The organism is Bradyrhizobium sp. Bra64 (genome assembly GCF_024519875.1).
Classification (GTDB): Bacteria; Pseudomonadota; Alphaproteobacteria; order Rhizobiales; family Xanthobacteraceae; genus Bradyrhizobium; species Bradyrhizobium japonicum_G.
In genome coordinates this window covers 176,814-201,223 of record NZ_JALJRD010000006.1, presented here as the reverse complement: position 1 = coordinate 201,223, position 24,410 = coordinate 176,814, and the positions used below count along the sequence as shown (strand labels likewise).

The following is a 24,410-nucleotide window of genomic DNA, read 5'->3' as shown; positions in this document are numbered from 1 at the left end:
CAGCAGGGCGCGGGGACATATCGATGTTGCAGGCAGAGGGTAGCCAAGCGGCGCCCATCAAGGTCGAGTTCGACAATTTCGAGCATGGGTTCCCGGAAGGGTTCGGTCCGGGCTGGTGGGGCCATCTCGCCTACTGGATCGGCATCGCGTTCGCGACCTTCCAGCTCTATGTCGCCGCCTTCAACTATCTGCCGAGCCAGGTGGTGCGCGGGGTCCATGTCGGCTTCCTCGTTCTCCTCACCTTCGGCCTGATCGGCAACTTCACCGCGAAGAGCGCGGCCGGCCGCGCGCTCGGCTGGGTGATCGGCGGCGCCGGCTTCTTATGTGGTCTCTATCAGTGGATCTTCTACGCGGATCTGATCGCGCGCGACGGTGATCCGACCCGCCTCGATCTCGTGGTCGGCACACTGCTCGCGGTGCTGATCTTCGAGGGCACACGGCGCCTGATGGGCGCGGCGCTGCCGCTGATGTGCGGCGCCTGCCTCGTCTACTGGTTCTTCGGGCAGTATCTGCCGTCGCCGCTCAACCATCGCGGCTACGATTTCGACCAGATCATCACGCATCTGTCGTTCGGCACCGAAGGTTTCTACGGCGTGCCGATCTACGTCTCGGCGACCTACATCTTCCTGTTCATCCTGTTCGGCTCGTTCCTGGAGCGCGCCGGCATGATCCAGCTGTTCACTGACGTTTCTCTTGGGCTATTCGGCAGGACCCGCGGCGGCCCGGCCAAGGTCGCGGTGTTCGCCTCGGGGATGATGGGCACGATCTCCGGCTCGGGCGTCGCCAATGTCGTCACCGTCGGCCAGTTCACCATTCCGCTGATGATCAGGTTCGGTTACCGCCGCGCCTTCGCCGCCGGCGTCGAGGCCACGGCCTCGATGGGCGGGCAGATCATGCCGCCGGTGATGGGCGCGGTCGCCTTCATCATGGCGGAGACGCTCGGCGTCCAGTATTCGGAGATCGTGAAGGCGGCCGCGATCCCCGCGATCCTCTATTTCGCCTCCGCCTTCTGGATGGTGCATCTGGAAGCCGGCAAGCACGGTCTCACCGGCATGAAGCGCTCGGAGATACCGAGCGCCTGGAAGGCGCTGGTGACACGCTGGTATCTCGTGCTGCCACTCGCCGCGCTGGTCTACATGCTGTTCGAAGGCTTCACGCCGCTCTATGCCGGCAGCATGGGCCTCGCGCTCACGGTGGCGTTAATCCTGGGCGCCAGCATCACGGCGGGCGTCTCTCACACGGCGATCCGCACCATCTTCTGGATCGGGCTTGCGCTCGTCGTCGCGGCGCTGTCGCGTGACGGCCTTCAGATCGTGCCGGTTGCAGGCGTCGTCGTCGGCTTGATCGTCATCACCGCGTTCGTGCGCGGCGGGTTTGCCGCCCTGCGCGCCTGCCGCGATGCGCTGGCCGAAAGCGCCAAATCCGCCATCACCGTCGGCATGGCCTGCGCCATCGTCGGCGTCATCATCGGCATGATGTCGCAGACCGGCGTCGGCACCATCTTCGGCGGCTGGGTGATCGGTCTCGGCGAGAAGAGCCTGTTCCTGGCGCTGATCATGACCATGCTGCTGTCGATCCTGCTCGGCACCGGCATTCCGACCATCCCGACCTACATCATCACCGCTGCGCTCGCCGCGCCCGCGCTGGCGAAACTCGGCGTGCCCCTGATCGCGAGCCACATGTTCGCGTTCTATTACGGCATCATGGCCGACCTCTCGCCGCCGGTGGCGCTGGCAGCGCTCGCGGCGGCTCCGATCGCGAAGGAGAACCCTGACAAGATCGGCTGGGAGGCGATGCGCATCGCGCTCGCCGGCTACGTCATTCCCTTCATCTTCGTCTATTCGCCGGCCCTGATGCTGCAGGCCGGCGATCCCATGGCGGCCAAGCTCGGGTTCTACGGCGCGGTGGCGCTCGCGAGTTTCAAGGCGCTGGTGGCGATTGCGCTGTTCGGCATGGTGGCGATCGGCTTCCTGTTCACGCGCCTGACGCTGCTCGAACGCCTGGTCGCGCTCGGCGCCGCGCTCTGCCTGCTCGGCGACTTCCCGTTCAGCGACACCGCAGGCTTTCTGCTCTCTGCCGCGGTGGCGCTGTGGCAGTGGCGGCAGCGTCCGCCGGCAACGGTCGAGGCGGTGTGAGCCTCTGTCTTGCGACAGCCTCGGGCGTGAAGGCGCTGGCGCTGACCGCCTTCACGCTGGTGTGGACGCATTCGATCGCAAGGGTCGACTGGCAGGAGGACTGGCGCGTCACCCCCGCCGGTCTCGAACTGGTGCAGGCGCGGGTGAAGGGCACCGGCCCCGGCATGGAGCCGCCGCCCGAGGCGCGGCTGGTCGACGGCTGGTTTCAGTGGAGGCCTGAGCGCGCGCCGATGCCGGAGGTCGTGCTCGGCAATTCCGGCGCGGCGGGGGAATGGCGGCTCTGCCATGACGGCACGTGCCGGACGTTGTCGGAGATTGTCGGTCATCCCATTGGTGCTAACGTCACCACGATGAAGGTCTGCGAAGAACAGCAGAAATAAGGGAGACACGCGATGGATCGGCTCAAGGGCAAGGTTGCGATGGTGGTGGGCGCCGGTTCGATCGGACCGGGCTGGGGCAACGGCAAGGCTACCGCGGTGACCTTTGCGCGCGAGGGCGCGCAGGTGTTTTGCGTCGACCGCAACGGCGCGGCGGCCGAGGAGACCGCGAAGCTCATCACGGATGAAGGTGGCAACGCGACCGCTTTCACCGCCGACGTCTCGCGGCCTGCCGAGATCGAGGCGATGGTCGCGGCGTGCCTGAAGGCCTATGGCCGCGTCGACGTGCTCGACAACAATGTCGGCATCGCCGAAATGGGTAGCGTGGTCGAGGTGACCGAGGAGAGCTGGGACCGCGTCTTCAGCGTCAATCTCAAGAGTGCCTATTTCGCCATGAAGCATGTCATTCCTGTCATGGTGAAGCAGGGCGGCGGCTCGATCATCAACATCTCCTCGATCGCCTCGATCCGCCACATGGGCATCTCCTACGTCACCTACGGCACCTCGAAGGCGGCGATGAACCAGATGACCCGCACCACCGCGATCGAGTTCGCGCGCCATCATGTGCGCGTCAACGCGATCCTGCCCGGCTTGATGAAGACGCCGATGGTGGAGCATTCCGCCGGACTTGCGAACAGCTACGCCAAGGGCGACGTCGAGGCGATGTGGCGCGCGCGCGATGCGCAGGTGCCGATGGGCCACATGGGCGACGCCTTCGACGTCGCCAACGCCGCGCTGTTCCTGGCGTCGGACGAGTCGAAATATGTGACGGGGATCGAGCTGGTGGTCGACGGCGGGATCACCTGCAAGGCGGGCGCGTAAGCCGTCTCATACTCCGCTGTCGCCCCGGGGCGCGCAGAGCGCGAACCCGGGACCCATAGCCACAGGGTAGATTTGTTTGCTGAGTAGTCACTCCGAGAATTCGTAAACACGGCGTCCTGTGGTTATGGGCCCCGGATCGGCGCTGCGCTTGTCCGGGACGACGGTGGAGTGTCTGGCTGCTACTGCGCCAGCGCCAGAATCCCGCCGGCGAAGGAATGCCACGCCGTCGTCTCGCTGATCGGCCAGTTCAAGACCTTCACCGCCAGCAGCGCGAGCGTGCCCGTGATGTAGACCGGATGCACGCGGCCCTCGGTGCGCCAGTCGCGCACCATGGCGACGACGAGCAGCAGCGAGGCGACCACGGCCGGCGCGATCGTGACCGGCACCGGCGGCGGGCCGGGCGGTCCCGGAGGCGCGAGGAAGGTGAGGAACCAGCGCGCGATCGCGGCATCGAGGATCGAGACCGCTGCGAGCAGCATCAGGCGCTTGTGAATATCGGGCTTCCGCGTGTTCATGATCGCGAGCACGAACGCACCTGCGAAGAACGCTATCCCGCTCATCGGCACGATCGAGAAGGCGATGCCGGCGTCTTTCTGCCCGAGCGCGGCGGAATGCTGCATCACATGCACGGAGGCGAGGAAACCGAAGATCGTCATCGCGGTCGCGAGCGAGACGCCGGCGATGCCGAGCGCCCGGTGATTGACCACGCGGCCTGAGGCTGCGAGCCAGGTCTGGATCACGAAATAGAGAGACCAGGTGAAGAACAAGAGTCCGTGAAAATGGATCACCGGGCTTGCGGAAAATGTCCGGTGGGCGAGCGGCACAAAATAGGTCGGTGCAAAGCCGAGAAATGCGGTGGCAGCACAGGCCAGGGACATGTGGAAATAAAAATATCGTGCAGGCGACGCATCACGCGCGCGTACACGACGGTCGTCGATCAGGGTCGTCATGAGTGATGAGTCTGGAGAGGCGGCGTTTGGTTCAAACGCCAATGTCGTCCCGGATCGGCGCGCGCCTGTCCGGGACGACGAGCCTCATCCCCCCGCGCTCAATTCCGCGCGATCGAGCTCCTCCTCGATCCGGTGAAAGGCGTCGTCACCGATCACCTCGGTGGCGCGCAGGCTGAAGATCGATTTGCGCGCGGCTTCGATGGCGCGGCGGCGCAGGGGATCGGCAGGCAATTCGCCGTTGGTGATGCCGCCGTTCGGATCGTCGTCCGCCTGCATCAGGATGGCGCGATATTCGAGCCGCAGGATCTCCGCTTCTTCCGACGGATCGTCCTCGATCGCGTCGAGCGCGGCGCGATAGGCCGCCGCGCGAGCGCGCGCGACCTCGATGCCGACGGGATCGTCGTCCTTGAGGTTGAAGGCGAGGATCAGCGGCCGCAGCGTCAGGCCCTGGATCACCAGCGACCCCAGCACCACCGCAAAGGCGATGAAGACGATGAAGTCGCGATAGGGAAAGTTCTCCGGCAGGGCAAAGGCGGTCGCGAGCGTGACGAGGCCGCGCATGCCGCACCAGGAGATGATGAGGCCGCCCTTCGGCGAGGCGACGGCCTTGGGATCCTTCGGATGATAGATCCCGCGCGCGATCAGCACGCGCAGCGTGGTGCGGTAGAATGTGATCCAGAGCAGCCGCACCAGCACTACGGTGAGCAGGATCCAGCCCGCCGCCACGCAATATTCCCAGCGTACCTCCGCGTCCAGCCGGGTCCAGATCGGGCGCATCTGCATGCCGATCAGCATGAAGGCGAGCACGTTGAGCACGAACACCATCGTCTCCCAGACCGCGTAGGACGGCACCCGCAGCCGTGCCGGCATGCGCTCGCCCGCCGTGCGCGCGATGGTGATGGCGTAGACCACGATGGTGAGGATGCCGGAGAGGCCGAGATGCTCGGCGGCGATCCAGACCATGAAGGTGGTGGCGAACTGCACGATGATCGCGCTCGGCGCTTCCTTCACGCGCTCCATGAACAGCGGAATGATGCGCCCCGCGACAAGACCCGCCACGACGCTGCCGACCAATCCCAGCGCGATCGTCGGCGCGACCTCGCTCCATTTGAGGTGCTCCATGACGACGGCGCCGACCGCGATCCGATAGATCAGGAGCGCGCTGGCGTCGTTGAGCAGGCTCTCACCCTCCAGCACCTTCACCATGCGGTGGGGCAGCTTGACCTGGCTCAGGATCGCGACGGCGGCCGCGGCGTCCGGTGGCGCCACAATGGCGCCGAGCGCGATTGCGGCGGCCCAGGGCATGTCAGGCATCAGCCGGTGCGCGACATAGGCCACGCCGACCGTGGTCAGGCCGACAGCGGCCACCACCAGGGTCGAGACCGGAACCCAATTCTTGCGCAGATCGCGCAGCGAGGTGTCGAAGGCGGCATCCAGCAGCACCGGTGCGACAAAAAGGGCCAATGCCAGGTCGGGTTCGAGCGTCCAGGACGGGCTGTTCGGCACGAAGGCGATCAGCGCCCCGCCGATGGCAAGAAAGGTCGGGTAGGGGACCTTGATCCGCCGGGCCAGCGCCGATAATGCAACGGCGCCGAGCAGCAGTGCGATGATCCATTCGAATGTCGACACGTCGATCCCCGAAACCGATTTGACCGGCGCCACAAGCTAGCACCAATCCGGCCGTATGATGGATAGTGCGGCCCAAAGGCAAGACCCCAAAGGCAAGATCCGAGGCAAGACTTTCCGACTGTGATCAGCATGCGTTCCTTTCTCGTTCAGTTGCCCGGCGCCGCACTGCTCTGCGCGCTCTCGCTCGTCGCGGCCCAAGGCGCGGCCCATGGCGCGACCGGCGGCGAGCCGGTTGCGGCGGCGCCGCAGGTCGACGTCGCGCCATGCCTCACGGCTGCCGCGGCCGACGACGTCGACAAGGCGGCCACCGCCTGCGCGGTCGTGATCGACAACGAGAAGACGGCCAAGGCTGACCTGATCAAGGCGCTGATCGCGCGCGGCGCGCTGTATGCGCGGCACGACCAGACCGACCGGGCGATCGCCGACGACAGCCGTGCTCTTTTGCTCGATTCCAGCCTCGCCGATATCTTCAACGCGCGCGGCGAACTCTGGCTGAAGAAGGGAGACAGGCCCAAGGCGGTACAGGATTTCGGTGCGGCGCTGAAGATCGACCCAAACCACGAAAAGGCCAAGGCCAACCACAAGGCGATGGCGCGTGAGCTCGAGCGGATCGGGGCGCAGATGGCGGTCGCCGGCAAGCCCAGCTTCAATTGCAGGAGTGCGCGCCGCGCGGTGGAGAAGGCGATCTGCGCCAACCGCGAACTCGCCGACCTCGATCGCGAGGTCTTTGCATCCCATGCGCGTGCCGTCCGCGAGGCGCAAAGCATGCGGAACCCCAACCCCGACGCGCGAACGCTCCAGCGCGAGCAGGACGACTTCGTCGCGCGCCGCAACGCCGAATTCGGGCGTCCCGGCTACGATCTGAAGAAGGCAATGCAGGAGCGCTTGCTGCGGCTGAACGGGGTGGATGGGTATTGAGATTCTTCGCCTCTCCCCGCAGGCGGGTGAGGAGAGCAGGCACCGTCCGCCTCTGATGACGGGCCCGGTTTTGAACCGATTCTTTGCTCCCCGCGACAATGGTGAAAACCTGACGTCATGGAGCCCTCTGTCATGTGCGGCACGCAACCTTCCGCGCAAACCTTGCCATTTACCGGGTCGCCGCTGCGCGCCCTGCTGCTCGGCGCGGCGATGAGCCTTGTCCTGGCGGCGCCAGCGTCGGCCGCCGTCGATTGCGCGCTGGGCAGCAAGGCCGCGCCCGCCGAGTTGATCCCTGCATGCAGTGCCATCATTGATCAGGCTGCCAATCCAGCTTCCGACCGCGCCGGGGCACTGCTGGTTCGCGCCGACGCCAATGCGCGGACTTCGGGGGGCCTCACGCAGGCGCTGCGTGATATCGACCGCGCCATCGCGCTCGACGGCAGGAATGCAAAGGCCTGGCGCCTGCGCGGCGATCTGCTGCGCGAGGCCGGCGGCGATCTCAACCGCGCCGCGGCGGACCTCGGCAAGGCGATCGAGCTCGATCCGCAGGATGCGGAGTCCTACGAGCTGCGCGGCGTGGTCTACACCAATCAGCGCCGGCTCGACCGCGCGCTCGCCGACTACGACCAGGCGATCAAGCTGAAGCCGGACTATGCGCAGGCCTGGTCCGATCGCGGCGTTACCTACTATCTCGGCGGCGACAACGAAAAGGCGATCCGCGATCTCAGCGAGGCGCTGCGGCTCGATCCGAACCGGCCGCGGAGCTACACCAATCGCGGCGCCGCCTACAAGAAGCTCGGCCAGCTCGACAAGTCGGTCGCCGATGACGGCGAGGCGATCAGGCTCGATCCGAAAGTGCCTGAGTATTACGACAATCGCGGCCTGTCGCTGGCTGCGATGGGCGAGTACGACAAGGCGATTGCCGACTACGATCAGGCGTTGCGGCTCGCGCCGAAGCCGAATTTCTTCACCAACCGCGGCGATTCCTATCACCTCAAGGGAGAACTGGGTGCGGCGCTGAGCGATTACGACGCCGCGCTGAAGCTCGACCCGAATTTCGCACAGACCTACAACAATCGCGCCGTGCTCTACAAGAAGATGGGCGAGCGCAGGAAGGCGCTGGCCGATTACGAGACCGCGTTGAAGCTCGATCCCGGCAATGACAACGCCGCCGCCGGCCGCCGCACCATGATCGCGGAGATCGCCAAATTCGGCGCCGAACCGCTGCGGCCGCTCGCGGCGAATTCCGGCAGCGGCCCGTCGTTCGATTGTGCCACGGCTAGGCGCGAGGTCGAGAAGGTGATCTGCGCCGACCCGCAGCTCGGCGTGCTCGACCGCCAGATCGCCGAGACCTACGAGCGGCTGCTGAAGGCGACGAAAGGGCGCCCGGCGAGCGACCTGCGCAAAACACAGCGCGATTTCCTCACGACGCGCAATGCGAGCTTCGGCCGGCCGGGCTATGATCTGAGGAGGGTCATGCAGGAGCGGTTGCAGCGGCTGAACGGGATGGAGAGCTAGCCGTCTGCTCGCCTCTACCCGCAAGAACGGGAGAGGGAGAAGATTCGTTCTTTCAGCTTGAACCGCAGCCCGTTCCCGGGAAAATACCTCCCAAACGAGGCCGGCACTTGATCCGGGTCATGGCGGGACTTTTGTCCTGCCGTCAGGTCAAGGCCAAGCCAATAAAGGGAACGGGAGCGCGGGACATGAGCATCCAGGGGAAGAGCAGCTATCACGAGGTCCATGCGCGGTCGCTGGCCGATCCCCAGGGCTTTTGGGCCGAGGCGGCGACGGAGATCGACTGGATCGAGCCGCCGAAGACCATCTTCGATGCCTCGCAGGGCGTCTACGGCCGCTGGTTCAGCGGCGGCGTCGTCAACACCTGCTACAACGCGCTCGATCGCCATGTCGAACGCGGCCGCGCCGACCAGGTCGCGCTGATCCATGATTCGCCGCTGACGAACAGCGTCACCAAGTTCACCTATGCCGAGCTGCTCAGCGAGGTGCAGGCGCTCGCCGCCGTCATGCAGGATTTCGGCGTCGCCAAGGGTGACCGCGTCATCCTTTACATGCCGATGGTGCCGGAGGCGGTGGTCGCGATGCTCGCCTGCGCGCGTATCGGCGCGGTGCATTCCGTCGTGTTCGGCGGCTTTGCCGCCAAGGAGCTCGCCACTCGCATCGACGATGCGCAGCCGAAGCTGATCCTGTCGGCGAGCTGCGGCATCGAGCCCGGCCGTATCGTGCAGTACAAGCCGCTGCTCGACGAGGCGATCAGGCTTGCCGGCAGCAAGCCGAAGGCCTGCATCGTGCTGCAGCGTCCGCAGCTCACCTGCGACCTCACGTGGGGCCGCGACTACGATTGGGCGAGCCTGCGCCGCAAGGCGATGAACGACAGCAAGAAAGCGCCTTGCGTGCCGGTTGCCGCCACCGATCCGCTTTACATTCTCTACACCTCGGGCACCACGGGCATTCCCAAGGGCGTGGTGCGCGACAATGGCGGGCATCTCGTCGCGGTGAAATGGTCGATGTTCAACCTCTATGGCGTCAAGCCCGGCGAGGTCTGGTGGTGCGGCTCCGACATCGGCTGGGTGGTCGGCCACAGCTACATCGTCTATGGCCCGCTGCTGCATGGTGCGACCTCGATCATGTATGAGGGCAAGCCGATCGGCACGCCCGATGCCGGCGCATTCTGGCGCGTCATCAGCGAGCACAAGGCGGTCGCACTCTTCACCGCGCCGACCGCGTTCCGGGCGATTCGCAAGGAGGATCCGGAAGGCAAGTTCATCCGGCAATACGATCTCTCCCAATTCCGCACGCTGTTCCTCGCCGGAGAACGCGCCGACCCGCCGACGGTGGAATGGGCGGAGCAGCAGCTGAAGGTGCCTGTCATCGACCATTGGTGGCAGACCGAGACCGGCTGGTGCATCGCCGGCAATCCGGTCGGTCTCGGCATGTTGCCGGTGAAGCACGGCTCGCCGACGGTGCCGATGCCGGGCTATCAGGTCGACGTGGTGGACGAAGCCGCAAAGCCGGTCGGGCCCAACACCATGGGCTCGATCGTCATCAAGCTGCCGATGCCGCCGGGCTGTCTGCCGACGTTGTGGAATCAGGATTCGCGCTTCAAGGAAGCCTACCTCAGCGAATTCCCCGGCTACTACAAGACCTCCGACGCAGGCTACAAGGACGAGGACGGCTATGTCTTCGTCATGGGCCGCACCGACGACATCATCAACGTCGCCGGCCACCGGCTCTCCACCGGTGGCATGGAGGAGATCCTGGCTTCGCATCCGGATGTCGCCGAATGCGCCGTGCTCGGCGTCAAGGACGCGATCAAGGGCGAGGTGCCCTGCGGCTTCCTGGTGCTCAAGGCCGGCGTGAAGCGCGCGCCTGCCGAGATCGAGAAGGAGATCATCGCGCTGGTGCGCGACAAGCTCGGTCCCGTTGCCGCGTTCAAGCTTGCGATCACCGTCGGCCGCCTGCCCAAGACGCGCTCCGGAAAGATCCTGCGCGGCACCATCAAGAAGATCGCCGACGGCGAATCCTGGACCATGCCTGCGACGATCGAGGACCCCAAGGTGCTCGACGAGATCGGCGAGGCGCTGAAGGGGCGGGTGTGACGGTCGCGATGGGGCTTGAATAGGCCGCATTTTTCCGCTCAACCCTCATCCTGAGCCGCGCGCCTGGCGCGCGTCTCGAAGGATGAAGGGCCTGCCATGAATTCGAAGCCGTTTCTTGCGATTGCGTTTGCGGGCCTCGTCCTTTCCGCCTGCTCCGCGCGCTATCAGACGCCGGTGGCGATGGGCGGCGATGATGACGATGCGGTCTGCCAGGGTCGTGGCTATGCGGCCGGCTCTCCCGAATACGTGGCCTGTCGCAAGGACCGCGACGTCCAGCGCAGCGCCGCCACCGCACGCTCCGACCGCCGCCAGCGTGATCTCGGCGAGTACATGCTGAACCATCCCGATCGGCCGTAGGGCATTGAGACCTGTAGCCCGGATTGCGCTGCGCCCCATCCGGGCCACGTCGTGCCCCGACGGATTGCCGGGCCTCGTTCAGAAGCCGAAATAAAAACGCGGCAGGTTTCCCCGCCGCGTCCAAATCTCATCCGATGGTAAACGAAGAAGCGGAGCTCTACTCCTCGTCTTCGTCCTGCTTCTTGCCGCCGAGCGTCTTCAGCTTGGCGAACACGGCGTCGACGTTGAGGTCGTCGCTCGATCGCTCCGCCGGCTCGAACTCGTCCTTCTTGGTGGTCTCGGAGGCCGGCAACAGGGTCGCGCCGCCATAGGCTGTGTCGATCGGCTTTTCCTTGGCTGCGCGCGCGACCTCGAAATCCAGTTCGATCTGCGAGCAGAGACCGAGGGTGACCGGATCGATCGGGGTCAGCGACGACGTATTCCAGTGGGTGCGATCGCGGACGCTGGCGATCGTGCTCTTGGTGGTGCCCACCAGGCGCATGATCTGGGCGTCCTTGAGCTCGGCATGGTTGCGCAGCAGCCAGAGGATGGCGCTCGGGCGTTCATGGCGGCGCGAGACCGGAGTGTAGCGCGGGCCCTTGCGCTTGGGCTGGGGGGGCAGCACCACCTTGCTCTCCTGGAGGCGGAGCCTGTAGTCCGGGTTCTTCTCGCCCTTCTCGATCTCCTCACGGGTCAGCTGGCCGTTGGAGAGGGGGTCCATGCCCTTGATGCCCTGGGCCGCGTCGCCGTCGGCGATCGCGCGCACCTCGAGGGGGTGCATTTTGGTGAAATCGGCGACCTGGTCGAAGGTCAGCGCGGTGTTGTCGAGCAGCCAGACGGCGGTCGCCTTGGGCATCAGAGGTGCGTTGCTCATGGCAAATCTCCTTTGTGCTTCGCCCACCCCTCAGGAGGCGAAACCGGTAGTCATCAGCGATGACAGGGAATTGGCGCTATATAAGCCCGGAGGGGGTAGCCACGCAATGGTTCTGCTATAGATAGTGCCTTGACAGCGCCCGAAAGGGGGCCCAATTCCCTCTCAGGTCGCCGTAAGCTCGTACCTTAGCCCTATTCCATCCATCGACCGCTTCCCGCCATTTGGCGAGGTGATTCGGTCCCGAGATCGCTCAATGTCAGCCAAACCAGACCTCAAGATCGTGCTTTGTTCTCCCCGCGGCTTCTGCGCCGGGGTGGTCCGGGCGATCGACACCGTGGAACGGGCGCTCGATAAATACGGCGCCCCCGTCTATGTTCGCCACGAGATTGTGCACAATAAATACGTCGTCGACGGGTTGAAGAAAAAGGGCGCGATCTTCGTCGAGGAGCTCGCCGAGATCCCGGAAAATACCACCGCGCCGGTGGTATTCTCGGCCCATGGCGTGCCGAAATCGGTTCCGGCCGACGCGACGTCCCGCAATCTGTTCTCGCTGGATGCGACCTGCCCGCTGGTGACCAAGGTGCACCGCGAGGCCGCGATCCATTTCAAGCGCGGCCGCGAGATCTTCCTGATCGGCCATTCCCATCACCCCGAGGTGGTGGGCACGCTCGGCCAGCTTCCGGTCGGCGCCGTGACGCTCATCGAGACCGCCGAGGACGCCAAGACCATCTCCCCGAAGGATCCGAACAATCTCGCCTTCGTGACCCAGACCACACTGTCGATCGATGACACCGCGGAGATCGTGGCGCTCCTGAAGGAGCGCTTCCCGAACATCAACGGGCCGCACAAGGAAGACATCTGCTACGCCACCACCAACCGCCAGCTCGCGGTGAAGAAGGTGGCGCCGGTGGTCGACGCGCTGATCGTGGTCGGTGCGCCGAACTCGTCGAACTCGCAGCGCCTGCGCGAGGTCGCCGAGCGTGAAGGCTGCCCGATCGCAGTGCTGGCGCAGCGCGCCACCGAGATCGACTGGAAGCGGTTCGAAAACATCACCAGCCTCGGCATCACCGCGGGCGCCTCGGCACCGGAAGTGATCGTCGAGGAGATCATGGACGCGTTCGCCGAACGCTTCACGCTGCATGTGGAGACGGTCTCGGCCGCGGAAGAGAACGAGTTCTTCCCGCTGCCGCGCCAGGTGCGCCCCGAAGCCGCCGCCGAGTAGACCTTCATGGCGGTCTACACCGACGTTGCCGCCGACGAACTTGCGGACTTTCTGAAACAATACGATCTCGGCGAATTGCTCTCCTACAAGGGCATCGCCGAGGGTGTCGAAAATTCCAACTTCCTGCTGCATACGACCAAGGGGTCGTTCATCCTCACGCTCTATGAGAAGCGCGTGGCGAAGAACGATCTGCCGTTCTTCCTCGCGCTGATGACGCATCTGGCCGAGCACGGCGTCAACTGCCCGCTGCCGGTGAAAGGAACAGACGGCGAGGCGCTGCGCGAGCTGTCGGGCCGGCCGGCCGCGATCATCACGTTTCTCGAAGGCGTCTGGCCGCGCAAGCCGAACGCCGCCCATTGCGCCGGCGTCGGCGAGGGGCTCGCCAGGATGCATCTGGCCGGCGCCAATTTCGCGATCGAGCGGGCGAACGCGCTGTCGGTCTCGGGCTGGCGGCCGCTGTTCGATACGGCGTCGCCCCGGGCCGACGAGGTTCAGCCGGGTCTGCGCGCGTTTCTTGCGGCCGAGCTCGACTATCTCGCGAGCGGAATCTGGCCGACCGATCTGCCGGAGGGCGTGATCCACGCCGACCTCTTCAACGACAACGTCTTTTTCCTTGGCGACAAGCTCTCGGGGATCATCGACTTCACCTTCGCCTGCAACGACATGCTGGCCTATGACGTCGCGATCTGCCTCAACGCCTGGTGCTTCGAGCCGGATCACTCCTTCAATGTCACCAAGGCGCGCGCCTTCCTCAACGCCTATGGCCGGGTGCGCAAGCTCTCGGAGGCGGAAGAGGCCGCGCTGCCGCTGCTGGCGCGCGGCGCCGCGATCCGCTTCCTGCTGACGCGGTTGGTCGATTGGCTCAACGTGCCGCCCGGCGCGCTGGTTCGCCCGAAGGATCCGCTGGAATATTTTCGCAAGCTGCGTTTCCACCAGAGCGTTTCGAGCGTGCGCGACTACGGGCTGATGCCGTCAGGACTGGTCGCGTGAGCGAGCTTCCCAATGTCACGATCTATACGGATGGCGCGTGCTCGGGAAATCCCGGGCCCGGCGGCTGGGGCGCGATCCTGAAGTTCGGCGACAAGGAAAAAGAGCTGAACGGCGGCGAGCGCCACACCACCAACAACCAGATGGAATTGATGGCGGCGATCTCCGCGCTCGAAGCGCTGAAGAAGCCGTGCACCGTCGATCTCTACACCGACAGCCAATATGTCCGTCAGGGCATCACCGGCTGGATCCACGGCTGGAAGCGCAACGGCTGGCGCACCGCCGACAAGAAGCCGGTGAAGAATGTCGAGCTATGGCAGCGCCTCGACGCCGCGCTGAAAGCACACGAGGTCCGCTGGCACTGGGTCAAGGGCCACGCCGGCCACCCGGAGAATGAGCGGGCAGATCAGCTCGCACGCGACGGGATCGTGAAGGCGCGGCTGCAGCAGCGGGTGGCGGAGTAGGCGCATTGCGCCCACTTACTACCGTCATCCCGGCCTTCGCCGGGACGACACGGAGGATATGGCTGATAGCAGGGGTCGTGTTACAGCTGCCCCAGCAGCGTATCGCCGCCGGACACTTCGACCTTGCCGGGCATCGCCTCGAGGTTCAGTTTCTTGACCACGCCGTCCTCGACCAGCATCGAATAGCGCTTCGAGCGGATGCCGAGGCCGTTGCCGGAAGCATCCAGCTCCATGCCGATCGCCTTGGCGAATTCGGCATTGCCGTCGGCGAGGAAGATGGCCTCGTCGCGCTGGTCGGTATCGCGCTTCCAGGCGTTCATGACGAAAGCGTCGTTGACGGAAACGATGGCGATGGTGTCGACGCCCTTGTCCTTCATGGCGTAGGCGTTGAGGAAGATGCTCGGCAGATGCATCTTGTGGCAGGTGCCGGTATAGGCGCCGGGCACCGCGAACAGCGCCACCTTCTTGCCCTTGAAGATATCGTCGGTGGTCTTCACCTGCGGGCCTTCCGCCGTCATTACGCGGAATTTGGTCTCGGGCAGCTTGTCGCCAGTCTGGATCGCCATCGTCAGTCTCCCTGAAAATCGGTCCCGCTTTTTAGACTGTGCGGCGGGCCTGCACAATATTGCCGGCAGGGAAAGCGGCGACGGATGCCGCCCTTCACCTTGATGTCATCAGCCGGAAAAGCCGCCATTGTCGAGGAAGGCCTGTTCTTCCTCGGTGGTCGGGCGTCCGAGGAGGCGGTTGCGGTGGGGAAAGCGGCCAAATCGCCGGATGATGTCGGCGTGCTCGCGCGCGTATTTCAGGTTTTCGGCATTCTCGGTGCTTTGAAACAGCGCGACGCAGTGCATCTGGTCGGGCAGGTGCTCGGAATGCATGAAGGGCATATAGAGGAATTCGAGCAGGACCGGATCGATCCTTTGATCTGCGCCGCGCTCAATGGCGCGGCGGGCGACGTCGCGCGCCAACGCATCGCTGGCAAAGGCCTGCGTTGTACCGCGAAACATGTTGCGGGGAAACTGATCGAGCACGATGACGAGCGCGAGCGCGCCGTCGTCGGTCGCCTCCCATGACGCGAGTTCGCCGGCGGCCGCCGTCTGCCACAGCGCGAGAAAGCGGCGCCTGACTTCCGCGTCGAAAGCGTCGTTGCGCTTGTACCAGGCATCGCGGCCGGCCTCGCGCCAGAAGGCGAGGATGCCGGCCGGGCCGATGTTGCCGACGTCAGTCATGAACGAAAGAGGCGCTTACGCCGCCTCCGCCTTCTTCTCGTCGCGCAGCTGCCGGCGCAGGATCTTGCCGACATTGGTCTTCGGCAGGTCGGCGCGGAATTCGATGTGCTTGGGCACCTTGTAGCCGGTCAGCTGCTCGTGACAGAACTTGACCACGGCCTCCGCCGTGAGGTTCGGGTCCTTCTTGACCACGAACGCCTTCACCGCCTCGCCCGACTTGGAATCGGGGATGCCGATCACGGCGCATTCGAGCACGCCCGGATGGCTCGCGATCACTTCCTCGATCTCGTTGGGATAGACGTTGAAGCCGGAGACCAGGATCATGTCCTTCTTGCGGTCGACGATCTTGGTGTAGCCCTTCTCGTCCATCACACCGATGTCGCCGGTGCGGAAGTAGCCGTCCGATGTCATCACCTTGGCGGTCTCCTCCGGCCTGTTCCAGTAACCCGACATCACCTGCGGGCCCTTGGCGCAGATCTCGCCGGGCTGGCCGAGCGGCATCTCGTTGCCGTCGTCGTCGCGGATCGAGATCCAGGTCGAGGGCACGGGAATGCCGATCGATCCCGAGAATTCGGTCGTGGTCGCGGGATTGCAGGTCAGGGTCGGCGAAGTCTCCGACAGGCCGTAGCCTTCGGCGATGAAGCAGCCGGTCACCGCCTTCCACTGCTCGGCCACGGGGCGCTGTACCGCCATGCCGCCGCCGTTGGAGATCTTGAGCTTGGAGAAGTCCAGCTTCTTGAAGTCGGGATGATGCATCAGGCCGTTGTAGAGCGTGTTCACCGCCGGGAAGCTGTTGACCTGGTACTTCGCCAGCTCCTTGACGAAGCCCGCGATGTCGCGCGGATTGGGGATCAGCAGATTGCAGCCGCCGGCGCGCACGGCGAGCAGGTAGCAGGCCGTCAGCGCGAAGATGTGATAGAGCGGCAACGCGCAGACGATCATGAGCTGATCGACATGCGGCGGCGAGGCGAGCGCCGGCTGCAGCCACGCGTCGTTCTGCAACACGTTGGCGACGATGTTGCGGTGGAGCAGCGTGGCGCCCTTGGAGACGCCGGTGGTGCCGCCGGTATATTGCAGGAACGCGACATCGCCGGGCGACAGCTTGGGCTTGTTGAAGCTCAGAGAGCGGCCGGCCGAGATCGCGTCGTTGAAGGACACCGCGCCCGGCAACGACCAGGCCGGTACCATCTTCTTGACGCGGCGGACGACGAGATTGACGATCACGCCCTTGAAGCCGAGCAGATCGCCCATGCTGCCGACGACGACGTGCTTCACTTGCGTCTTCGCGATCACCTGCTCGACGGTGTGGGCGAAATTCTCCAGCACGATGATGGCTTCGGCGCCGGAATCCTTGAGCTGATGCTCGAGCTCGCGCGGCGTGTAGAGCGGGTTGACATTGACCACCGCGAAACCGGCGCGCAGCACGGCGGCGGTGGCAACAGGATATTGCAGCACGTTCGGCATCATGATCGCGACGCGGGCGCCACGCTGCAGACCGCGGCCTTGCAAATAGGCCGCCATCGCCAGCGACATCTGGTCGAGATCGCGATAGCTGATCGACTTGTCCATGCAGATGAACGCCCTGCGGTCGGCGAACTTGGTGAAGCTCTCCTCCAGGAGGTCGACCAGCGATGCGTATTGCGTCGGCTCGATATCGGCGGGGACGCCGGGCGGATATTGCTTGAGCCAGATGCGCTCCATGGAAAACTCCCCTCATCTACCAGAGCCCGTTGTGTCTCGGGCTTGCCTCATTGCAGACAGTATCGAGCCTGCCGGAACGGGTGGCAAGCCGTCGAGGCTTAGGACAAAGGTCAGGGAGTGGCTACCGGAATCCTCGCAAGCGGCGCCGCCGCAAGTGCGAAGTGCGCCGCGGTCTCGCCTCGCCGGGGCCGCTAACTATTGTTGGCCGGCTTGGCGGCGGGCTTGGTCGCTGCCTTGGGCCTGGCGGGCTTGGGCGCCCGATCGCCGGCCGCCGCAGGTTTTGCCGCCGCATCGGGCTTGGCCGCGGCATGCTTGGTGCCGGCCGGCTTGGCTGCGGACTTGCCGTCGGTCTTGACGTCGGCCGGCTTGGCATCCGGTTTCGCCGCCGCCGTCTTGGCATCCGCCGTCTTGGCATCCTTCGGCTTGTCGGCCGTCTTGTCTGCTGCGTCAGGCTTCTTGGCGACGCGCGACTTCTTGCCACGCGGCTTTGGCGTGGCCTGCTGGTCGGCATCGGCCGCGACCGCCGCGATCAGGGCGGTGCCCGTGCGTGTCGGGCCGGTATAGACCAGCACGGGCTCGGCCGCCGCCGGGGCCGAGGCCATCAGCTCGGAGGCTTTCATCAGGGGCGGCTGGAGGCCGGCCGTGAAGAAGGTGACCTGGGCTTCGCCGCCGGTGGCGGAGGCCGATCCGGACGTGCCGCCATTGGTCGCGATCAGCGCGTCGTCATCGTCGCTGGCCGGCCGCTTGCGATGGCCGCCGCACATGTCCTCGCGCAGGTTGGGCGGCGAGGCGTCGACCGGCACGAGATTCTCGACGGTGCCGAGCGAGGGGCGCAGCCACGACAGAGTGTCCTGGCTGAAGCCGCGCTCCAGGAGCTGCGCTGCCTTGATGGCGCGCGCGGTGCCGGAACTGGCGCCGAGCACCACCGCGATCAACCGGCGGCCGTTGCGCGTGGCGGAGGCGACGAGGTTGTAGCCGGAGGCGCAGATGAAGCCGGTCTTGAAACCGTCGGCGCCGGGATAGCGGCCGATCAGCTTGTTGAAATTCCCTGTGACGCGCTTGCCGAAGCGGATCGCCGGGATGTGCACGAAGTACTCGTATTCCGGCAGGTCGCGCAGGAAGGAGCGCGCCAAAATTCCGAGATCGCGCGCGGACGTGATCTGGCCGTCGGCAGGCAGGCCGTTCGGATTGACGTAGCTCGTCTGCGTCATGCCGAGCTTCCTTGCGGTGTCGTTCATCATCACCGAGAAGCCATCGATCGAGCCGCCAACGCCTTCGGCGAGTACCACGGCCATGTCGTTCGCCGACTTGACCATCATCATCTTCAGCGCGTTGTCGACGGTAAGCTGCGTTCCCGGGCGGAACCCCATCTTCGAGGGCGATTGCGAGGCTGCCGTCGGCGACACCGTGAGCAGCGTGTCCAGCGTAAGTTTGCCGTCCTTGACCGCCTTCAGCGTCACATAGGCGGTCATGATCTTGGTGACGGAAGCCGGATACCAGGGAATGGTCGCGTTATCCGCCTGCAACACCTTGCCGCTGTCGGCCTCGATCAGGAGCAGTGCTTCCGCGCTCGCCGCGCGCGGGGTTAGCAATGCGGCGCATGCGAGGATCGCAGCGAACAGGTTGAACAGCGATTTGCGAAGCAGCGGGCGAATGGCGTGCACTATCCGATTCCGGTCCTTGGAGACCCGCCGGTTCCGGAGGGCTTCTCGTGATCTGATGTTCGGTTCTGAAATCCAGCGTCGCCGCTTGCGGCGTCGCAAACCTATACCGGCTCGCGCGCCGGGAATAGGGGCTTCCAGCCGGTATTCCGCAATGAAATAGGCCGAATTTCGACGGTCCTGTGAGGACTTGCTAGGGAGACTTGGCGGCAGTCGCAGCAGCCTCAGCCGCCGTCACGCTGGCCCGTGCGTTCTCCTGAACCATGAACTGGGCCCTGGCGAGCTCGGCGAAATGCCCGCCTTTGGCCACGAGTTCATCGAAAGTTCCGCTTTCGATCACACGCCCGTTCTCGAACACCAGGATCCGCGTGGCATTGCGGATCGTGGAGAGACGATGGGCGATCACGAAAGTGGTGCGGCCCTTCATCACTTCGTCGAGAGCGGCATTCACCTTGGCCTCGGTGACGGCGTCGAGCGCGCTGGTGGCCTCGTCCAGGATCAGGATCGGCGGGTCCTTCAGCAGCGCCCTGGCGATCGACAGCCGCTGCCGCTCGCCGCCGGACAGCATGCGGCCGCGTTCGCCGGCATTGGTCTCGAAGCCGCCGCTGCGGTCGATGAAGTCGATGGCCTGCGCGCGCTCGGCTGCCTTGCGCATTTCGGCCTCGGTCGCGTCCGGCTTGCCGACGCGAAGATTCTCCGCGATCGAGCGGTTGAACAGCAGCGCCTCCTGGAACACCACGCCGATGTTCCGCCGCAGCGATGTCAGCGTCACCCCACGCACGTCCATGCCGTCGATCCTGATGAAGCCGGACTGCGGATCGAAGGCGCGATGCAACAGCGCAATCGCGGTGGACTTGCCGGCGCCGGTCGCGCCGACCAGCGCGATGGTCTGGCCGGGCAGTGCGGAGAAGGAGAGATCCTCGATCGCCGGCCGTTTGCCGTCGTAGGAGAAGGTGACGTCGTTGAATTCGACGAGACCGGAGAGCCGCCCCGCGTCGATCGCGTCGGGCCGGTCGTGCACGGCCGGCACGGCATCGAGCACGTTGAAGAATTCGCGCAGGCGCGGGGCTTCCATGAACACGCTGTTGATGAAGCTCACGACCTGCTCGAGCTTCTGGATCAGAAGCGTCGCGAAGCTCACGAACATCACGATTTCGCCGACCGATGTCAGTCCTTGGTCGTGCAGCGCGATGCCCAGCGCGAAGATCGCGAGCACCGTGATGGTGGTTGAGGCGCGCGTGATCACGGTGACGAGCGCCCACCACGACAGTACCGGCATCTGTGCGGCCAGCAATTGGTCAGCGACGGAGCGCAGACCCTGCACCTCGGATTCGACGCGGACGAAGCTCTGCACCAGTGCGACATTGCCGAGCGCATCGGAGGCGCGGGCGGAAAGCTCGCTATATTGCTCCTCGACCGCCATCTGCATGCCGAACGTCTTGCGTACGACGAAGGTGGTCAGCGCGGTGAAGACGATGCAGAGCACGAACAGCAGGATCGCGAGCCGCCAGTTCAGATAGAGCGACAGCGGCAGCAGCACGACGACCGAGAGGATCGCGGCAAAGTGCTCGCGGAAGAAGCCCAGCCACAGCCGCCATAGCGCATCGGTGCCGTTGAGCATCACCTTCATCAGCCGGCCCGAATGGGTGCCGGAGTGGAAGGTCAGCGGCAGTTGCAAAATGTGCTCGAAATAGTCGGTGAGCACCGCCTGGCGCTGGCGATGGGAGAGCCGGTCGGCTTGCAGCGCCACGATTGCGCTGCAGGCGATGGTGAACAGCCCGAACGCGACCCAGGCCATCAGGAACGGCCAGGCCGAGCTGGAGCCTGCGACCGTCTTGCCCGAGAGCACGTCGACGATCCGGCCGAACAGCACGGGCTCGGCGAATTGCGAGGCGGCGAGCAGGAGATTGGCGAACGCCAACAGCCAGCCCAGCCGCGCCTCCTTGCCGAGCAGCTCGAGGACGCGGGTATAGAGGCTGAAAATGGACATGCGGGCGAGGTGCTCGGGCTCAAAGCAGAAAGGTGGGCCTATATTCTAAACAGGGATTGCCAGCGAGATACAGCGGAAGCTGTCAGTTTTACTCAGTTGATCAGCCGCGCCGCGACCGGCGGAAGGAACCGGTCGTCGAAGATATCTCCTGCCGCGGGCCGCTTGCGGAATTTGAAGTCCCGGGCGATCTGGTCGATCGAGCGATCCAGGCGCGCCGGGTCGACGCCGCCGAGGCCGTTGCGGCGGACCTCGTCGGTCAGGATGTTGTCGACGAGGACGGTGCGCAGGCGTGCCAGCTCCAGGTCGCGGTCGCCGTCGTCGATGCGGCTTGCGGCCTCGTCCGCCGCGCGTGCCGGCTCTTTGACGGTTGCGTTGACGCCGGCGATCAATGCGCGGACGAATCCCTTCACCGCGTCCGGCTTCGCCGCGGCGAAGGCGGGATTGACTACCACGGCAAAGCCATAGGCCTCGCAGCCATAGTCGGCGTAACGCAGCACGACGAGATCGGCTCCGGGCACGCCGCGGTCGCGCAGGTTCACTGCCGAGAGATAGCTGAAGCCGGCGACCGCATCGACCTGTCCTGCGGACAGGATCGGTTCGCGCACTGCAGCGCTCATCTTGTGGAATTTCACATGCGATGCGTCGATGCCGTTTTGCTTCGCCAGCGCCGGCCACAGCCGCATCGACAGATCGCCATCGGCAACGCCGACGGTCTTGCCGTCGAGATCGGGCAGGAGGTGGATGCCCCGGCTCCTGCGCGCAATGATGGCGTAGGGCGCGCTGTTGAACAGCACGAACACCGCCTTGACCGGTGCCGCATCGTCCCTGTCGCGGAAGCGGATCAACTCGTTGATGTCGACCAGTGCGAGTTCGCTGTCGCCCTTGGCGACGCGCGCGAGCGCTTCCGGCGATCCGGCCGTCCTGCTGAAGGAGACGTTGAGGCGTTCGGTGCCGAAGCTGCCGTCCTTTGCGGCAAGGAAGAACGGCGCCATGCTCGCATCGATCGGGCGGTCGAAGGTGAAGCGGATCGCAATCGAGGGGCCGGCGGTCTCAGCCGCCGTGACGTCGCGTGCGGCCAGCGCGGCAAGCGAGATTGCAAGGGCCAACAGGCCGCGAAGGGCGATCGTCCTGAATCCTGACATCAGTCGCGCCGGTCCCGCATTGTTATGATTTGGTGACGCTCGCAGCGCCGGCTGACGAGGAGTCTGTCCGCGCCATTATGAACGGCGGATGAGCGGCAGTTGCGTCATGATCACGCAACCCCGTTCAGCTTGTGTTGGGGTTGGGGAACCCAACATGGGATACGGGTGTTTGAAAGACATGAGCCTGTCGTCAGGCACCATTCGAGGTCCCAAGGAGGGTCCAGGACATGTTTGACAGATTTTCGAGATTTGCCGGCCGCAAGGCCGTTCTTGCCACCGCCGCGGTGCTGGCGTTGACCGCAATGACCCCGACCGCTTCATACGCAGGCGGCCGTCACTGGCATGGCGGTGGCGGCGGAGCGGCGGCTGCCGCAGCCTTTGCCGGCATCGTCGGTACCGGTCTTGCGATCGCCGCAAGCCGCGACGCCTACGCGTATGACAACGGTCCGGGCTATTATTACGGCGGCGGCCCGGTCTACTACAGCAGCCCCGGCTACTACGGCCCGAGCTATCCGCAAGAGCGCTATGGCGGTTACGACAAGGTTTGCGCTCACGGCTATTCCGGCTACGGTTGCTATTAACCGATCCGCCCTGAGCCATCGACCAACAGGCCGTCGCGCTTGCCGCGGCGGCCTGTTTTCTGCTTTTATTGCCGTGCGTTAACACGCTTACAATGTGTTTCGAGTAGTTTGAGTACCATGAGTGATTCGCTTGAGCGGCTATATCTGGCTGTGCTCGCGGCCAGGGATCTTGATCCGGCAACATCGCGCACTGCGCGGCTGTTTCAGCGTGGTCCATCCAAAATGGCGAAGAAGCTGGCCGAAGAGGCGATCGAGGTCGTCATCGACGCGGTCAATCGCGATAGCGAAGCCGTGATCCGGGAAAGCGCCGACCTGCTCTACAATCTCACCGTATTGTGGGCCTCGGCCGGCGTTCGCCCCGAGGATGTCTGGCGCGAGATGTCGCGACGGGAAGACATGCTCGGCATCGCGGAAAAGCTGCCGAAGTCGCCGATGAAGCTGCCCAAAGTCGCGTCACCGCGCGTTGCCGCCAGGCGGCCAATTGTCGCGATCGAGGGCCGGGTGGCGCGCAAGCGCCACTAAAAGCGTCACAAAACGCTCAAAAACTCGCGATGGACAAATCCGTCTCATGGTGCTTCATCGCGGCGCCATGCTGAAACGTATCTACGACTGGTGCATCGACGCCGCCCACAAGCCCTACGCGCTCTGGATCATGGGAGCCGTGGCTTTCGCAGAAAGCTCTTTCTTTCCGGTCCCACCGGATGTGATGCTGATCCCGATGTCGCTGGCGCGCCCGCAGCGCGCCTGGCTCTATGCCGCGGTCTGCACCGCCACTTCGGTGGTGGGCGGTCTGCTCGGCTACGCCATCGGCGCGCTGCTGTTCGACTCGGTCGGCCACTGGCTGATCCAGGTCTATGGCCTCGGCGACAAGGTCGATGCGTTTCGCGCCTCCTACGCGGAGTGGGGCGCGGTGATCATCCTGCTCAAGGGACTGACGCCGATCCCCTACAAGCTCGTCACCATCACCTCGGGCTTTGCCGGCTACAATCTCGTCCTGTTCATCCTGTGCTCGATCGTTGCGCGCGGCGGGCGCTTCTTCATCGTCGCGATCCTGCTCAACCGTTATGGCGACTGGATCCGGGTCAGGATCGAGAAGCATCTTGGTCTCTGGGTGGCACTTGGAGCCGCGGTGCTGGTGCTCGGCTTTGTCGTTGCGATCAAGTTGATCTAGGGCTGCGGCGGCTTTGCCGCTGCGCCGGCTTCGGCTACGGTTGCCTCCATGATGGTTCAATCCGGCAATCCGGCCGTCCGGCTGGGGACGCTGACTTCAGCGGTGCTGCTGCTCCTGCTTGGCTCCGGCACAACCGGATGGCCGCAATCCGCGCCGCCCGCGCTCGGCCTGCAGGAGCAGGGGCCGCCGGCCGCGCCGCCGCCATCGACACCCGCTCCGCCGACAGGTGAGGAAAATCCCGGGCTGATCAACGAAATGGGCAAGCTGTTCGACAAGCTGCCCGCGATCCTCCCTCCGATCAAAAGCCCGAGCGAGACCTTGAACGATTTGTCGCGGCTGGCGAAGCCGTCGAGCATGGTGTCGGGTCGCATGGCTTGTCCGGCCTCGTCGAATGGCGCGCCGGATTGCAAGCAGGCAGCCGACCAGCTTTGCCAGAGCAAGGGCTACCGGGAAGGCAAGAGCCTGAATGCCGATTCCGCGGAAAAATGCTCGGCCAAGGTTCTGATCCCGGGCCGGCAACGCAAGCCAGATGACTGCCGGACTGACACCTTCGTCACCAGCGCGCTGTGCCAGAACTGAGGACGTCGCGCGAGCAAGCAAGGAGCGC

At 65.0% G+C, this 24,410-nt stretch carries 23 protein-coding genes; 14 read left to right on the top strand and 9 right to left on the bottom strand.

Annotated features, from left to right (window positions below; translation table 11 throughout):
• Positions 1–23: 23 nt before the first annotated feature.
• Genes NR187_RS19765 through NR187_RS19755 form a run of 3 tightly spaced genes read left to right on the top strand, consistent with a single transcriptional unit; the run spans position 24 to position 3,334 of the window.
• Entirely contained in the window at positions 24–2,135 is a 2,112-nt protein-coding gene (locus NR187_RS19765; protein ID WP_211381159.1) for a TRAP transporter permease, read from the top strand.
• Entirely contained in the window at positions 2,132–2,515 is a 384-nt protein-coding gene (locus NR187_RS19760) for a DUF1850 domain-containing protein (RefSeq protein WP_256807318.1), read from the top strand. Before NR187_RS19765 ends, NR187_RS19760 begins: the two co-directional genes overlap by 4 nt.
• Positions 2,516–2,527: 12 nt before the next feature.
• Positions 2,528–3,334, top strand: a complete 807-nt coding sequence (locus NR187_RS19755; protein ID WP_211381161.1) for an SDR family NAD(P)-dependent oxidoreductase — start codon at positions 2,528–2,530, stop codon at positions 3,332–3,334.
• A 179-nt stretch (positions 3,335–3,513) separates the two neighbouring features.
• On the opposite strand, the gene NR187_RS19750 is transcribed toward NR187_RS19755, so the two are convergent.
• Together NR187_RS19750 and NR187_RS19745 are read right to left on the bottom strand one after the other, a co-directional pair.
• Positions 3,514–4,284, bottom strand: a complete 771-nt coding sequence (locus NR187_RS19750; RefSeq protein ID WP_211381162.1) for a hypothetical protein — start codon at positions 4,282–4,284, stop codon at positions 3,514–3,516.
• Positions 4,285–4,368: 84 nt separating this feature from the next.
• Positions 4,369–5,946: a sodium:proton antiporter gene (locus NR187_RS19745; RefSeq protein ID WP_211381163.1), complete on the bottom strand. Its 1,578-nt coding sequence runs from the start codon at positions 5,944–5,946 to the stop codon at positions 4,369–4,371.
• 96 nt (positions 5,947–6,042) lie between these two features.
• On the opposite strand from NR187_RS19745, the gene NR187_RS19740 reads away from it, so the two are divergent.
• The 4 genes from NR187_RS19740 (at position 6,043) to NR187_RS19725 (ending at position 10,802) form a co-directional block, all read left to right on the top strand.
• Entirely contained in the window at positions 6,043–6,831 is a 789-nt protein-coding gene (locus tag NR187_RS19740) for a tetratricopeptide repeat protein (protein ID WP_211381164.1), read from the top strand.
• Positions 6,832–6,963: 132 nt separating this feature from the next.
• Positions 6,964–8,349: a tetratricopeptide repeat protein gene (locus tag NR187_RS19735; protein WP_256807317.1), complete on the top strand. Its 1,386-nt coding sequence runs from the start codon at positions 6,964–6,966 to the stop codon at positions 8,347–8,349.
• 185 nt (positions 8,350–8,534) lie between these two features.
• Positions 8,535–10,445: a propionyl-CoA synthetase gene (locus NR187_RS19730; RefSeq protein ID WP_256807316.1), complete on the top strand. Its 1,911-nt coding sequence runs from the start codon at positions 8,535–8,537 to the stop codon at positions 10,443–10,445.
• 96 nt (positions 10,446–10,541) lie between these two features.
• Positions 10,542–10,802: a hypothetical protein gene (locus tag NR187_RS19725; protein WP_211381167.1), complete on the top strand. Its 261-nt coding sequence runs from the start codon at positions 10,542–10,544 to the stop codon at positions 10,800–10,802.
• 157 nt (positions 10,803–10,959) lie between these two features.
• On the opposite strand, the gene NR187_RS19720 is transcribed toward NR187_RS19725, so the two are convergent.
• Positions 10,960–11,655, bottom strand: coding sequence for a DUF1013 domain-containing protein (locus NR187_RS19720; protein WP_211381168.1), 696 nt, complete (start codon positions 11,653–11,655; stop codon positions 10,960–10,962).
• A 253-nt stretch (positions 11,656–11,908) separates the two neighbouring features.
• Here NR187_RS19720 and ispH point away from each other — a divergent pair, with 253 nt between their 5' ends.
• Genes ispH through rnhA form a run of 3 tightly spaced genes read left to right on the top strand, consistent with a single transcriptional unit; the run spans position 11,909 to position 14,328 of the window.
• Positions 11,909–12,877 carry a 4-hydroxy-3-methylbut-2-enyl diphosphate reductase gene (gene ispH / locus NR187_RS19715; protein WP_211381169.1) on the top strand — a complete coding sequence of 323 codons (969 nt, stop codon included), beginning with the start codon at positions 11,909–11,911 and terminating at the stop codon, positions 12,875–12,877.
• Positions 12,878–12,883: 6 nt separating this feature from the next.
• Entirely contained in the window at positions 12,884–13,867 is a 984-nt protein-coding gene (locus tag NR187_RS19710; protein WP_211381170.1) for a homoserine kinase, read from the top strand.
• Positions 13,864–14,328, top strand: coding sequence for a ribonuclease HI (gene rnhA / locus NR187_RS19705; protein WP_097662137.1), 465 nt, complete (start codon positions 13,864–13,866; stop codon positions 14,326–14,328). The genes NR187_RS19710 and rnhA overlap by 4 nt, the downstream gene beginning before the upstream one ends.
• An 80-nt stretch (positions 14,329–14,408) precedes the next feature.
• On the opposite strand, the gene NR187_RS19700 is transcribed toward rnhA, so the two are convergent.
• The 6 genes from NR187_RS19700 to NR187_RS19675 all read right to left on the bottom strand — a co-directional run bounded on the left by NR187_RS19700 (position 14,409) and on the right by NR187_RS19675 (position 22,051).
• On the bottom strand, positions 14,409–14,894 hold the full coding sequence (locus NR187_RS19700) for a peroxiredoxin (RefSeq protein ID WP_256807315.1): 486 nt from the start codon (positions 14,892–14,894) through the stop codon (positions 14,409–14,411).
• A 108-nt stretch (positions 14,895–15,002) separates the two neighbouring features.
• Positions 15,003–15,557, bottom strand: coding sequence for a DUF924 family protein (locus NR187_RS19695; protein ID WP_211381171.1), 555 nt, complete (start codon positions 15,555–15,557; stop codon positions 15,003–15,005).
• A gap of 15 nt (positions 15,558–15,572) precedes the next feature.
• The gene (locus tag NR187_RS19690; RefSeq protein WP_256807314.1) at positions 15,573–17,258 is read right to left on the bottom strand and encodes a long-chain fatty acid--CoA ligase; all 1,686 of its coding nucleotides are present in this window, start codon (positions 17,256–17,258) and stop codon (positions 15,573–15,575) included.
• Positions 17,259–17,449: 191 nt separating this feature from the next.
• The gene (locus tag NR187_RS19685) at positions 17,450–18,922 is read right to left on the bottom strand and encodes a D-alanyl-D-alanine carboxypeptidase family protein (RefSeq protein ID WP_256807313.1); all 1,473 of its coding nucleotides are present in this window, start codon (positions 18,920–18,922) and stop codon (positions 17,450–17,452) included.
• Positions 18,923–19,112: 190 nt separating this feature from the next.
• Positions 19,113–20,909, bottom strand: a complete 1,797-nt coding sequence (locus NR187_RS19680) for a glucan ABC transporter ATP-binding protein/ permease (protein ID WP_256807312.1) — start codon at positions 20,907–20,909, stop codon at positions 19,113–19,115.
• A gap of 92 nt (positions 20,910–21,001) precedes the next feature.
• On the bottom strand, positions 21,002–22,051 hold the full coding sequence (locus NR187_RS19675) for an ABC transporter substrate-binding protein (RefSeq protein WP_256807311.1): 1,050 nt from the start codon (positions 22,049–22,051) through the stop codon (positions 21,002–21,004).
• Positions 22,052–22,278: 227 nt separating this feature from the next.
• Between NR187_RS19675 and NR187_RS19670 the strand changes: the two genes are divergently transcribed.
• The 4 genes from NR187_RS19670 to NR187_RS19655 all read left to right on the top strand — a co-directional run bounded on the left by NR187_RS19670 (position 22,279) and on the right by NR187_RS19655 (position 24,382).
• Positions 22,279–22,632: a hypothetical protein gene (locus NR187_RS19670; RefSeq protein ID WP_211381176.1), complete on the top strand. Its 354-nt coding sequence runs from the start codon at positions 22,279–22,281 to the stop codon at positions 22,630–22,632.
• Between the two features lie 117 nt (positions 22,633–22,749).
• Positions 22,750–23,154, top strand: a complete 405-nt coding sequence (hisE, locus tag NR187_RS19665; RefSeq protein ID WP_211381177.1) for a phosphoribosyl-ATP diphosphatase — start codon at positions 22,750–22,752, stop codon at positions 23,152–23,154.
• A 46-nt stretch (positions 23,155–23,200) separates the two neighbouring features.
• On the top strand, positions 23,201–23,803 hold the full coding sequence (locus NR187_RS19660; protein WP_211381178.1) for a YqaA family protein: 603 nt from the start codon (positions 23,201–23,203) through the stop codon (positions 23,801–23,803).
• A gap of 48 nt (positions 23,804–23,851) precedes the next feature.
• Positions 23,852–24,382 (top strand): hypothetical protein, encoded by a 531-nt coding sequence (locus tag NR187_RS19655; RefSeq protein ID WP_211381179.1) that lies wholly within the window; start codon positions 23,852–23,854, stop codon positions 24,380–24,382.
• Positions 24,383–24,410 lie beyond the last annotated feature (28 nt).